The organism is Empedobacter sp. UBA7620 (assembly GCF_002484185.1).
Classification (GTDB): domain Bacteria; phylum Bacteroidota; class Bacteroidia; order Flavobacteriales; family Weeksellaceae; genus Empedobacter; species Empedobacter falsenii_C.
In genome coordinates, this window is the sequence record NZ_DLJI01000015.1 from 3307 (window position 1) to 16301 (window position 12995).

The window sequence follows — 12995 nt, forward strand, 5'->3', positions numbered from 1 at the left end:
TAGCACAAGTTTTTCTTTGGGTATTCTCGCTTTAAAACCTTCTATTCGATCAGCTATTTATGCGATTTATGGTTATGTAAGGTTGGCAGATGAAATCGTAGATAGTTTTCATGGATATAACAAAGAGAAGCTTTTAAAAAGATTGAGAAAAGAAACTTTATATGCATTAAATGAGAGGATATCGCTTAACCCCATCTTACAATCATTTCAAGAAACTGTAAATTATTATAAGATTGATAAAGAACTTATCGATCAATTTTTGAGTAGTATGGAAATGGACTTGCAACAAATAGAATATGACTCGGACTTATACAAAACCTATATTTTAGGTTCTGCTGAGGTAGTAGGACTCATGTGTTTACAGGTTTTTACAGATGGTAATAAAGATAAGTATGCAGAATTAAAACCTTATGCGATGAAATTGGGCTCTGCTTTTCAGAAAATTAATTTTCTTCGAGATTTGAAAGAGGACTATCATATTTTGGGAAGAACTTATTTTCCGAATGTGGATATAAGTGGTTTTGATAATAAGATAAAATACGCAATTGAAAAAGAAATAGAAGAAGAATTTGATGAAGCGTTGATTGGGATTAAAAAACTTCCAGCTTCTTCAATTTTTGGTGTTTATCTAGCATATAAATACTATCTTTCTTTGTTTAAGAAGATCAAAAAAAAATCATCCAAAGAAATTTTAAATGGAAGAATTAGAATAGCTAATTCTGAAAAAGTTTTTGTTGCGTTTAAAAGTTACATAAGATATAAAGCTGCTTGGTTATGATTAAAATGTTAGGGTTTCTCATGGTGGGATTTTTAGGTTTTATAAATCACACTGAGGTAGTTCTAGAAGAGCTAAGGGCTAATTATGCTAAGTTATCTAATGACAAAGAATTATGTGCAAATGTAATAGTTGAATTGGACGATATAAAAAATAAATCTGCTATTTATTTGGGTTATTTAGGTGGTGCTCAAACAATTAATTCCAAGCATGTGTCTAATCCATTAAATAAGCTTAAAACTTTTAATAAAGGTAAAAAGAATATAGAGGAGGCGATACGTATAGAACCTGAAAATTTGGAATTGCGATTCATTCGGCTATCGGTACAAAAAAACGCACCCTCATTTTTGAACTACTATTCAAAGGTTGAAGAAGATACGCAAATCTTATCAGAAAACTGGCATAAAATAACGTCTATAAATTTGCGTAGAAATATTGAAAAAATTTTAAACAAATAAGTGATGAAGTACCGTTTGTATAGAGAACAACAGCTGTATTGTGATATTGATACAGCTTGGCGATTTTTTTCTTCTCCAATGAATCTTTCGGAAATCACACCTAAAGATATGGCTTTTACAGTTTTGTCAGAAGATCAGGATCAGCCAATTTTTGAAGGTATGCTTATCGATTATAGTGTGTCACCGCTATTGGGTATTCCTTTGAAATGGCAGACAAAAATTATTCAAGTAGAGCCGCAGCAAAGTTTTACAGATTTTCAACAAAAAGGTCCATATAAATATTGGAAACATTTTCATGAATTTATTCCCAATGAAAAGGGGATTTTAATGAAAGATACAGTAGAATATGAGCTTCCTTTTGGAGTTTTGGGAAATGTTGTTCATTCTCTTTTGGTGAAAAAAAAGTTGAATAGAATATTTGATTATCGTCATCAAGTATTAAAGCAATTATTTAATACTTAGGTGTATGAATTTATTTTTAGTATTGCTAGTATTTGTACTTATGGAGCCTGTCACATGGTTTATTCATAAATATGTGATGCATGGATTTTTATGGTTTCTCCACAAAGATCATCATGATCATAGCCATAAAGGATCAGTTGAAAAAAACGATTATTTTTTTGTGATATTTGCGATTCCGACTATTGCTTTGATGTATTTTGGTTCGCTCAATAATTATAGTTACTTGTTTTTTGTAGGGGTAGGAATTATGCTTTATGGCATGGCGTATTTTTTTGTGCATGATGTTTTTATTCATCAACGACTAAATTATTTTAAACGAATAAAGAATCCGTATTTTCTTGCTCTTCGTAGGGCTCATAAACAACATCATAAGCATCTAAATAAAGATGATGGAGAATGTTTTGGGTTTCTATATGTTCCTTTCAAGTATTTTAAAATGTACTTTAATTCTGCGCAAAAATGATGTCCTATACTTATATTTTGATTTTATTTTTTACAATAATTATTTGTTTCTTATCATCTTTTGATTCTCGTATTCTTTTTCACCGTCATTTTGGAGCTTTTTTTAAGGCAGCACTTGTTGTAGCTGTTCCATTTATTGCATGGGATATTTATTTTACAGCTAAAGAAGTATGGTGGTTTAATACAGATTATACACTTGGTTTTTTTATAGGAGGTCTACCTTTAGAAGAATGGTTGTTTTTTATTTGTATACCATTTTCCTGCATATTTACCTATTTCTGCTTTGATAAATTTTTTAAATTAGATTGGCTTTCCTGTTTTAATAACCTGATTGTTTTTTTTAGTGTGATTGTTTGTTCAATCGTCGCTTTACTTTATTATGATAGAATTTATACCCTATTAACAGCTGTTATAACATTGGTTGTTTTACTGTACTTACACTTTGTTCGTTGTGTAGATTGGATAGGAAAAGCTTCGTTTGTTTTCACTATTCTTATGCTTGGTTTCTTTCCTGTAAATGGTATTCTAACAGGTACAGGATTAGAGTCGCCAATTGTAAATTATAATCCTGATGATTTTTTGGGAATCAGAATGGGAACTATACCAATAGAAGATGCTGTGTATGGATATACGCAATTTCTTTTAGTTCTCTATTTTTTTAAACAATTTAAATCAAAATCTCATGAAAATGAAAAATAAAATACTATTGAAAACAGCTTGTATAGGATTGTTAATACTTTCCAATTCATGTTCCTCTATTCCTAAAAAGGCAGAAGCTGTTCGAAATTTTGAAGTTGATCGGTATTTAGGTACTTGGTTTGAAATCGCTCGTTTAGATTTTCGTTTTGAAAAAAACTTGGATAATGTCTCCGCTAACTACACTTTTGATAAAAAAGGAAATCTGATGGTTTCAAATAGCGGATTTAATAAGGATAAACAAGTATGGAAGCAAGCTATAGGTAAAGCAAAATTTAGAGACGGTAAGCAAATAGGAAAGCTAAAAGTAAGCTTTTTTGGACCTTTCTATGCTGGTTATAACGTAATTGCTTTGGATAAAAACTATCAATATGCATTGGTTATAGGTAAAAATCTAAATTACTTATGGATTTTATCTAGAACAAAAGATATTCCAGATAATATTAAAACAAACTTTCTTGCATTAGCTTCAGAAATTGGTTTTGATATATCGAATTTGGTTTGGGTAGAACATAATCGAAATGATAATCCATTTTTAAATGAAAAATAAAATTTCCATTTTTTGGTTTCGAAGAGATCTTCGTTTAGAAGATAATGTTGGACTGTACCACGCTCTTTCATCTGGAGTTCATGTGTTACCTATTTTTATTTTTGATGAAGGTATTCTACGACAACTGGATGACAAGAAAGATAAGAGGGTGGATTATATTCATCAAGCGCTTCAAAAGATTAATGATCAATTAAAATCCTTTGGGACAAGTCTCCATGTATATTATGGTGATCCTTTCAAAATTTTTAAGCAACTTTCTACAGAGTTTGCTATTCATTCTATATTTTGNNTTAAAAGAGATACTTCAATTTACAATTATTTTAAGTTATATAACATTTCGTTTAAAGCATTTAAAGATCAAGTAATTTTTGACAAGAAAGATATTTTAAAGAAAGATGGTTCTCCTTATACAGTATATACTCCGTATTCAAAAAAATGGAAACAGATTTTGAAAACTGAAGATTATAAATGTCATAAGCCTGATTATAGTAAATTTTTGAAAACAGAATTCAAAACGATTCTTTCACTGAAAGAAATTGGTTTTTTGAAAACTTCTATTTTATTTGAACAACCTATATTAGATATTCAAATCATTGATAATTATCATTCTTATAGAGATTATCCCGCTAAACAAGGTACAACACAATTAGGTATAGCTCTTAGATTCGGGACTATTAGTATACGAAAATGTGTCGCATTTGCGATAAAGCACAATGAAACGTGGTTAAATGAATTAATTTGGAGAGAATTTTTTATGCAAATACTCTATTATTTTCCGTATGTTGTTCAACAACCTTTTAAAGCCAAGTATAGTGCTATTAAATGGAAGAATAATGAGAAAGAATTTAAATTATGGTGCGATGGAAAAACAGGCTATCCTATTGTAGATGCAGGAATGAGAGAACTTAATCAAACTGGGTTTATGCATAATAGAGTAAGGATGATAACAGCAAGTTTTTTATGCAAGCAGCTACTCATTGATTGGCGTTGGGGCGAAGCTTATTTTGCATCAAAACTAAACGATTATGATTTGTCTGCAAATAATGGTAATTGGCAATGGGTTGCTGGATCAGGATGCGATGCAGCACCTTATTTCAGAATCTTTAATCCAATTCTTCAAGCAGAGAAATTTGATCGAGAATCACTTTACATTAAAAAGTGGGTGATGGAATTTGGAACTAATGATTATCCTTCTCCTATAATTCCTCATAATTTTGCTCGAGACAGGGCTATAAGTATTTTTAAGGAATCTATTAAAGACAACTATTAATTTATGAATAAATTATTATTCTTTTTATTTTAATATTTTGTAAATTAACAATACATTTAAGAAAAGAAAAATACAAATGATTAACTTATTGATTTGTAAAAAAAATAAATTTCTTAATTATACAATGACTAAAAGATTTAAAAATTTTAAGACTTCTAATAAACAAATATCTTATACAGATATTATTGTTATTATAATTACAATAATTATTTTAACTTACATATCATTAACATAAATCTTTATTAATTAATAATCAATTCTATTAATAAATATTACTATAGTATTGATTTAATTTAAATTGTACTCTCTTTACTACCTTATTATTTAATCTTAAATACGACAAAATGAGTTTATTTTATAAAATCCATTTAGGTAGTATGATTCATAAAAGAGTTGATGAATTAGATTACAGTACTGAAAAACTATGTAAATTCTTAAAATTAACTAACGCAGAATTATTAGAAATTTATAAAAAAGAGTCTTTAGAAAGTAATCTAATCCTTAAATTTTCTAAATTGTTAGATTACGATTTCTTTAGAATTTATTCACAACATTTAATATTATATTCTGCAAAAGAAAATAAATCAGAAAACAATATTAAAAGTAAACTACCTAACTTTAAAAAAAATGTATATACCCATGAAATAATAGATTATATTCTTTCAAAAATAAATTCAAATGAAATGACTCCTTCTGAAGTTATAAAGAGATATAATATACCTAAGAATACTCTATATAAGTGGTTAAAAAAATATAGTAATTAATTTCGTTATGAGTAGCCCAAATTATAAACTAATTTTTGAGGATATTTTGAGTGATTTGTATCCTGAAAAAAAAGACTTATGCACTAAAATTTTATCAAAAGATAATCTTAACATTTTTGATATTCTTACTTTAAATAAATTAATTTTTGGAAATAGTTTAAATAATCGAAATAATAAATTTAAAACTTATTCAGAAGAAGAAATTCTATATATTTTAAAATTTAAAAAAAATAACAAATTAAAAAATATAGAAATTGCTGAGCATTTCAATTTAAGTAGAAATACAATAACAAAATGGCTGAAAAAATACAACGATAATTATTAAAAAAGAAGAATTTATTATAGAAAATAAAAATCAAATACTATTAACTACAAAAGGTAATAGTATTTTATATAAAGATTTAAAAATTATCTTCAATTTATAATTGAAAATAAATAATCATTAAATAAATAATTTCTATATTCATCAAAATCAATAATTTATATAAACCTAATTAATGTAAAAACTTTTTGTAAAGATTCATAATCTTAATAAAAAAACGTATTATTTAAGAATTTATACAAAATATTAAGTATCAAATAATACTATTTTAAACAATTATAATTATTTTTGTTAATATTAATCTAGTAGGTTTTGGATTAAAAGTAATTTATCAAGAAAGTAAGTTATTCATTTAACTTACTTTCTTTTATTTATATTAACTTCAATTTAAATTACTTTTATTCAAAATTTTGTTTACCGTTAAATATTTTTCATTTGCTACATCTAACAAATTTTCTATTTTCGCATTTTTATCAAAAATTTGCTTATGAAAAAAGTTTAATTTCTTTAAGCTGAATTACAATTATTTATTTTTAGAACTGGAGATGTTTTTAAGAAAATAATTCAACATCATAAAATAAAAAAATATTATTAAGATTATTTATTTACTCTAAGATACTCTTCATTGGCTTTATCAAGCAATTCTGAAACATATATATTTTCTTCAAAAATCTGTTTATGAAAGAAATCCAATTTGCTCAATAAGTTTATAAGCTGTATTTTTTCACTATATAATAGATTACCACTAACAATATTTGTAGCCATTCTTATTTTATCCATATACTCTTCTAATATTTGGACACCAGATTCAGTTAAATGAATGACCTTTTTTCTTTTATCTAAATCAGAATCATGCTGCTCAACCCAACCTTGTTTTATAAGTCGATTAATAATTTGGATTCCTGCAGGTTTATCTTGTATATTCTTCTTAATCAACTCCATTTTAGTCATAGGACCAAATGCTTTTAAATTAATTAAAAATATAAAATCATCTTGACTCGAAAAAGGAGAATCATACATTAATGATCTTGAATAACTTTTGCCATATCTATTAAGATGAACGAAAAGCGTAGATATAACACTTTCAGGGGATCTACCATTTTCTTTGCCCTCCCAATCAGGTTCTTCCCTATCTAACTTTTTAATATGTTCGTCTGAAATCCATTTTTTGAACCCATTAATATCTTTTGGATAGTATTCATTTGAATTAATTTCAAAATCCTCCATCAAATCAATGATATCATATAGCAATTTATAGTTCATAGGTAATAAATAAAAAGATATTTCTATATATTTAAAGGCTACAAATATATAGAAATATTTCAAATATTTAAAAATTAGTTATAAACTACACTAATATTTAAGTCATTAAACAAATAGTCATTGTGAAAGTTCACAATGACTATGAATGTAACAATTAACTGAAGCTACTACCTATAGACTTCTTTTAATTTAATAAATCATAGGTTTAAGTTCACTCTGTTATTGATATAGTTAAACTCTTTGGGTTATATTAATTGGTTTTTAATTAGTTTATAGAAACACACAATATGATTTAATAATAAACAAATTTAAGTTTATATAAACACAATATTACACTAATATTTTATAAGGAAAATTCATTTGAATAATATCTTTATAAATAAGTTTATAGTTGGTTTGATCACTCAATCTTTAGCTTGTATTTTCAATACCGATTAATTAAAACAGTTTTGGGATATTATACCTTTCTATAATTTTTGGAATAGTTTTTTGTTTTGATTTTATTAATTCCATTATAAACTCTATCAATTCAGATGTATAAACATTATTTCGAAACTTTGGTTAGCTTTTAAATACTTTTTCTTTTTTTGAGGCATAATGAGAATACAAAATCAAATGATCTGAATAAATTATTGACGTTATATTTATGTTTTACATTTATTATAAGCTTCGGTAATTTTTATAATATCGTAATCTGGAAACTTATCTGTTCCCGTCCATTCTTTCAATAGAATAGGACAATCACTAATTAATTTAGCAATTCTTTTTTTTGAATTTGATGCATTAACGTATACTATTTCATCATTTTTTACAAGTAGTGAAAAGATTAATTTTTCACCATCATATGGATTAAATGTTCGCAAATAATAATGAGATAATTCACCAACAACAGCTTCTTCAAAAAAATGAGTCCTATCATTTTTTAAGGTTACATATTTTACTAATTTATCATATTCATCATTTACAACAAATGATTTAATATCTTTTGATTTGAGTTTTATTTTTTCATCATTCACTAAGAAGTAAACAACTTTAGAATTATATCCCATTACTTGCCCTTTTAAAGTATCATTCGAGTGATTGATATAATATTCTGATTCGAATTGTGCCTCAATTACAGTTGTGAAAAGTAGAAAAATTATAATTATATATTTCATTTCTAGTATTTAATTAGTAGATCTAATTATATTTATAAAATTAGCATGGATATTTTACTTTTAAATGTTAAAATTTTGATAAAACTCAATACACCAATACTACACCTCACCCCTCTACAGACCTTACAAATAAGGAGTTCATCACTTTCTGTATCGGGAAATAGTCTTAAAAATTATGTTACATAGAAAAAGGTTTTCAATAAAATTGAGAACCTTTTTCATTTTTGGTTTTACGATTTCATCTTAAAAGCAATCAAAAATTCGTCAAAAGTTAGGAAGTCTTTTTTCTCTTTACCGATTATCTGCTTTGCTCTATTGAGTAAGCGTAGACTTTGCCTATACCCCTTTCCCGTAATAATTGATACATCTTTCGGATAAATCACCATTCTTTGTAATTCGTTATTTTTCATTTCTGTAATAATTAGCATTACCTCAATGAAACTTAAATGAATGTTGTTAAAATTTACATCAATAAAATAAGATTTCCAAATCTTACTTGTAATCAAACACTTAGTCTTCGTCGTAAGGGTTGTTTTTCTTATGCAGTAAGTATGATGTTCCATAACTGCATATTGCTCCTACTATTCCCATACAAATCGTATAAACAAGTTGTTCCCATTGAATGGTCGCTACCAAACTTGTCATTGTTCCTCCTATTGTTCCAACAATTAACGATGTATTACTATTATTCATCATCATTACTTTGGTTTTTGTCGTTTACCGTCAATTGACTGACAGCTGATATTACTCCTCCTGCTACGGTCAAATAACCTCCTATGGTCACTAATGTTGCTGGTAATGCTATAGGAGCAGCAATTAATACACCTCCAATTGCAGCTAAGGTTAATCCTATATTTCGTAGTTGTTGGAATAATTTAGGTGTAGGTGCTGTAAAGCGATTAATAATTGTCATGTTGTTTACTTTTAATCCTTAAACTTACTTTTTGATCACGATCAAGTTTATCATTTACTAGAGTTTTAAGTTTTGTAAATGCTTTTCTTGATAACTCTCCTCTCCCTTCACCTGTTAATATGGTTACTGGAGCTATACATCCTTGTAATTCAGTTTTTGCATGATTGGCAGGATGAATCAAAATCAATGAACGATTGGGTACATTTGTAATCAGAAAATGTTGACCAAATTTTGGTGAGCTTCTCTTTTGGATTGCATAACATCCTTCTGGTATACATGAATTGCGGGGTTCGTTCTCCTTCCATGGTAACTCGATCGTATAACAAATAAACTTATCGTTGATGAATAAGCTACCATTTGTACCATTCGGATAATACATTCGTTCTACTACAATTGTCATCATGGTAAATTGATTTCGATTAAATGTGCTGCATTAAAACTTCCATTTTTTAATGGATACAAAACGGTATTCACCTCTTGGTAGAATTCGATTCCAATTGCTAAAGCGATTGTATGTTCTGAATTTGGAGGAAGATTGTTCAATAATTCTACATCATTCACTTCTACCTCATCGTATGGATAATAATCGGTATACGATGTTTTGGTAATGTATTCGTTCTTCTCAAAATCAATTTCTGTAGAAGCTGCTACAAATCGGTAATTGGTAGCTCCTTGTGGTGCTATTATCACATCTAAGGGTTTGTATGCTTCTAATGTAAATTTTGTTTCACCAGAAGTACGTTCTATATCTACTTGTACAGGAATTAAGACCGTTTTTAACCATGATGCCCCTGCATTAAAATCAAAGCCTTTCATCAGTAATTGATTTCCTTTGTGTACATTTCTTTGTCCACGAGCATTTGTAGTATCTTCTTTTAGGATACCATGCATTACTTTTGTGAGACGACTTGATAATTTGCTGTCTTTTGCATTTTTTATGATCGCATTGAATGCGTTTCGTAGTGTTTTTCCAGCAGTACCTGCATTCTTAAATTCTTGCATATTTTCTCTGGTACGCTGAAATCGCGGATCACTCATTATGGTATTACGGTCTATAGAGCTTTTTTCTCTCACCATATAACCATCTTTTGATTTGTAGAAGTTTAAATCTCCGATTGAACCTCTAAGTTTTAAAAAGCCTTTTTGCTTCGCCATTTTTTTAAATTTTTAATTAAACATTGATCTCCATTGCGCAATGGTTTTGTAAAGTTGCAATAGCGATCTGTTTAAAGCAATAGCTAAGTCTTTTTTAGCCCTTGTATGTCAATAAATTACACTAATAAACCATTATATACTTTCTTTATTTTTTTGTTTTTGAATTTTTATAAAATCTAAGGGACGCAAGCCCGTTTCACTGTAAAAAACATTTGAAAATTGTCTTGGATTCATATAACCTGCTATTTCTCCTAATGCCCCTACACTATAATTAAGGTATTGTGGTTGTTCTTGTAATAAATCAGTAATAAATTTTATTCTCAACCGATTGATGTAAGAAGGAAAATTAATTCCTTTGTACTGATTGACACATTTTGATAAATAAGTGGTGTTTGTTGAAAATGATTTTGCCAAACTTACTACTGTTATATTAGGGTTTAAAAATTCTCTGTCCCGCTCAAATTCTTCAAATTTTAATAGTAAACTTTCAAATGCTTCTTTATTCAAATCCTCTTCATCTTTAATCGATATTCTCCGTTCTGTGTAACTTGATTGAGCAGATTCTTCAATAAACAGATTGTACTTTTCGATTAAATGTTTATTTTTATTTCTAGTTTTTACAATTCCTACGATCAATACTATTATTCCAGTAAAACACGCTGCCAATACGTAATATAATTTTTGAGACTTATTCAATATTTTTTCCTTTAATTTGAGCAATTGCACTGTGTCATATTCTTTGTATACAACTTGACTCATTTCTGCATCTAGCTTATAATTTAACTCATCCATTTTTAATAATTGATTGATTACATATAGTTGTCTGTTCGTATCAGAAGCTACCAATGTTTCCTCTAAAATGTTTTCGTATATCGGTCTATATTTAATTTCTAAGAAGTTGTATTCATTGAAAATACTATCTATTTTGTTAAAATATATTATTATATGTTGTTGATTATTCAATTTATCAAATGCCTTTGCTTTGTAGTAATAAATTTTGGTTAGTGTATTAAAATCATTCGTTTTTATTAAAATATCTTCTTTAGTTGATAATAATTGAATAGACGTCACAAATTGATCATTTAAAAACTCATCAATTGCTTTATTTATCGTAAAGTATCTATGGAAAAATTCGTTATTTTCAAGTTTGCTTTTATTTAATCCTAATTGATTCAATTCTTTCGCTTTTGCTTTGTTACCAACTTCTTGATGGAGAGATGCTAATTGATATATTGTATTTAATAAATAGGCTTGGTAATCTTTGTTCTCTGGTTTTGATTGAAAAAAGTTTTTACATTTCAGCAACAATTCTTCTGCTTGGTTATATTGATGTAATTTTATTTTAATCATCGCCATATTAAACGTTACTTTATGCATTAGGTACTGATCTTTTGAATGGCTTAACTCCTGATCTGCATATAAGTAATTTTGTAACGCCTCTCTATAATATTTTGCTTTGTAATAGGCTAACCCTTTTGATAATAAAGCTGTTGCTATTAAATCTTTATTTTTTAATTTCCTGGCAGTAATTATCGCACTATCTGCATATTCTACTTGCGTGTTTAAATGACTTGAAAAAAAGACTCCTTCTTTATAGGCGTAAAACAAATTTAGCTTATCGTTTTGTTTTTTAGCATTTCTAATATAGGCTTGCACATATAGCATCGCATTTGGATGAGTCTTTTCATGTATTAATTCATCCAATTTTTCTATTAAATAGGCATTATCTTTTGAGGCTAAGGAATCAACTTGATTAGCCATTATTAAAAGGGGAAGTAGAAAGAGTATGTATGTGTACACTAGAACTCTTTTCATGGTATAGATCTATTGATTACTACTAAAATACTTTATTTTATATCGTAAATCGTTTATTAAGTACTTAATCGTTTAAAAGTGTATAATTTATAAATTATACATTCTTTTTATAAAATGTACTTGTTGTAATCTTTGTTGTTCTATAAATATCTCTAGTTTTGAATGTCTTTGAACAAATAAGTCTAATCGATTACTTCAAAGAAACTTAAATGATGAATAAAAAAGAGAGGTCATACTTCTCTTTTTTATTGCCTACACTTTACTGCCACTCTACTGCCACTATGTTGCCTTCATCTTGCCTTGATGTTGGGAGTAAGTGGTAAGCGATAAGTGGTAAGCAAAATTTTGAAGTAAAGTTTGTTTGTTTTTTCTTACGGTTTACGGTCTATGCTTAACGTTTTACGTTTTTTTTATTAATAATCAAATCTGTTTGGACAACGGATTTTGTCATTCTGAGCTTGTCTCAGAATCGCATCATATATTTTTGATTTCGACTACGCTCAATCAGTACAGCTCCACTCAATCAACTAACCTCATTTCTACACTCCCCTAACCCCTCTCAAGAGGGAAATTATTTCAATCATTATCCCCTTGAGGGGACTATAGGGGTGTTTTTTTATTACGTTATATGGTCTATGCTGAACGTTTTACGTGTTTTGTCATTCTGAGCCTGTCGAAGAATCTTTCTGTCACTTTGAGACTGTATAGTTGTTAACTGAAACATAGTGATCTACTAACTCTGTTTAATAGGTTTATCTTCTCGATTGCTCTTTTATTTTCCACACCCAGTTCTATGTATCTATGTGGTGAATATTCTTTTCTGTCATTCTTGCTTGTCGAAGAATCTCTTCTTTTCATTTTTGTCTTGACACAAAAACGAAACAAAAAAGTCAAGTCTTTGATTTTCGACGGTCAAAATAAGTTTCAGCCATT

Annotated in this window: 16 protein-coding genes; 9 read left to right on the forward strand and 7 right to left on the reverse strand. The window is 27.9% G+C overall.

Annotated elements, in window-relative coordinates:
• The 9 genes from B2217_RS02500 to B2217_RS02540 all read left to right on the forward strand — a co-directional run.
• The coding region (locus tag B2217_RS02500; RefSeq protein ID WP_291122060.1) for a phytoene/squalene synthase family protein at window positions 1–778 on the forward strand (778 nt) is incomplete at its 5' end.
• The gene (locus B2217_RS02505; RefSeq protein ID WP_291122061.1) at window positions 775–1233 is read left to right on the forward strand and encodes a hypothetical protein; all 459 of its coding nucleotides are present in this window, start codon (window positions 775–777) and stop codon (window positions 1231–1233) included. The genes B2217_RS02500 and B2217_RS02505, both read left to right, overlap by 4 nt.
• A gap of 3 nt (window positions 1234–1236) precedes the next feature.
• Complete coding sequence (locus tag B2217_RS02510) at window positions 1237–1695, forward strand: SRPBCC family protein (RefSeq protein ID WP_180906531.1); 459 nt, start codon at window positions 1237–1239, stop codon at window positions 1693–1695.
• A 4-nt stretch (window positions 1696–1699) separates the two neighbouring features.
• The gene (locus B2217_RS02515) at window positions 1700–2158 is read left to right on the forward strand and encodes a sterol desaturase family protein (protein WP_180906530.1); all 459 of its coding nucleotides are present in this window, start codon (window positions 1700–1702) and stop codon (window positions 2156–2158) included.
• Window positions 2155–2856, forward strand: coding sequence for a lycopene cyclase domain-containing protein (locus B2217_RS02520; RefSeq protein ID WP_280046520.1), 702 nt, complete (start codon window positions 2155–2157; stop codon window positions 2854–2856). Before B2217_RS02515 ends, B2217_RS02520 begins: the two co-directional genes overlap by 4 nt.
• Window positions 2846–3403 (forward strand): lipocalin family protein, encoded by a 558-nt coding sequence (locus tag B2217_RS02525; protein ID WP_180906528.1) that lies wholly within the window; start codon window positions 2846–2848, stop codon window positions 3401–3403. The genes B2217_RS02520 and B2217_RS02525 overlap by 11 nt, the downstream gene beginning before the upstream one ends.
• A complete protein-coding gene (locus B2217_RS02530) occupies window positions 3393–4673 on the forward strand; it encodes a cryptochrome/photolyase family protein (RefSeq protein ID WP_291122062.1) in 1281 nt (426 codons plus the stop codon). The genes B2217_RS02525 and B2217_RS02530 overlap by 11 nt, the downstream gene beginning before the upstream one ends.
• Window positions 4674–5017: 344 nt before the next feature.
• Window positions 5018–5437, forward strand: a complete 420-nt coding sequence (locus tag B2217_RS02535) for a transposase (RefSeq protein WP_180906526.1) — start codon at window positions 5018–5020, stop codon at window positions 5435–5437.
• Between the two features lie 46 nt (window positions 5438–5483).
• Entirely contained in the window at window positions 5484–5762 is a 279-nt protein-coding gene (locus B2217_RS02540) for a helix-turn-helix domain-containing protein (protein WP_260442850.1), read from the forward strand.
• Between the two features lie 594 nt (window positions 5763–6356).
• On the opposite strand, the gene B2217_RS02545 is transcribed toward B2217_RS02540, so the two are convergent.
• The 7 genes from B2217_RS02545 to B2217_RS02575 all read right to left on the reverse strand — a co-directional run bounded on the left by B2217_RS02545 (window position 6357) and on the right by B2217_RS02575 (window position 12008).
• Window positions 6357–7022, reverse strand: a complete 666-nt coding sequence (locus B2217_RS02545) for a MarR family winged helix-turn-helix transcriptional regulator (protein ID WP_180906524.1) — start codon at window positions 7020–7022, stop codon at window positions 6357–6359.
• A 644-nt stretch (window positions 7023–7666) separates the two neighbouring features.
• Window positions 7667–8179, reverse strand: a complete 513-nt coding sequence (locus B2217_RS02550) for a hypothetical protein (RefSeq protein WP_180906523.1) — start codon at window positions 8177–8179, stop codon at window positions 7667–7669.
• A 230-nt stretch (window positions 8180–8409) separates the two neighbouring features.
• Window positions 8410–8589 carry a hypothetical protein gene (locus B2217_RS02555; protein ID WP_286496310.1) on the reverse strand — a complete coding sequence of 60 codons (180 nt, stop codon included), beginning with the start codon at window positions 8587–8589 and terminating at the stop codon, window positions 8410–8412.
• Window positions 8590–8864: 275 nt separating this feature from the next.
• On the reverse strand, window positions 8865–9092 hold the full coding sequence (locus B2217_RS02560) for a hypothetical protein (protein WP_115000470.1): 228 nt from the start codon (window positions 9090–9092) through the stop codon (window positions 8865–8867).
• Window positions 9079–9495: a DUF5675 family protein gene (locus tag B2217_RS02565; protein ID WP_306822320.1), complete on the reverse strand. Its 417-nt coding sequence runs from the start codon at window positions 9493–9495 to the stop codon at window positions 9079–9081. Before B2217_RS02565 ends, B2217_RS02560 begins: the two co-directional genes overlap by 14 nt.
• Window positions 9492–10247 (reverse strand): hypothetical protein, encoded by a 756-nt coding sequence (locus tag B2217_RS02570; RefSeq protein WP_291069953.1) that lies wholly within the window; start codon window positions 10245–10247, stop codon window positions 9492–9494. The genes B2217_RS02565 and B2217_RS02570 overlap by 4 nt, the downstream gene beginning before the upstream one ends.
• A gap of 132 nt (window positions 10248–10379) precedes the next feature.
• Window positions 10380–12008 (reverse strand): helix-turn-helix domain-containing protein, encoded by a 1629-nt coding sequence (locus tag B2217_RS02575; RefSeq protein ID WP_291122063.1) that lies wholly within the window; start codon window positions 12006–12008, stop codon window positions 10380–10382.
• Between the last annotated feature and the right edge of the window lie 987 nt (window positions 12009–12995).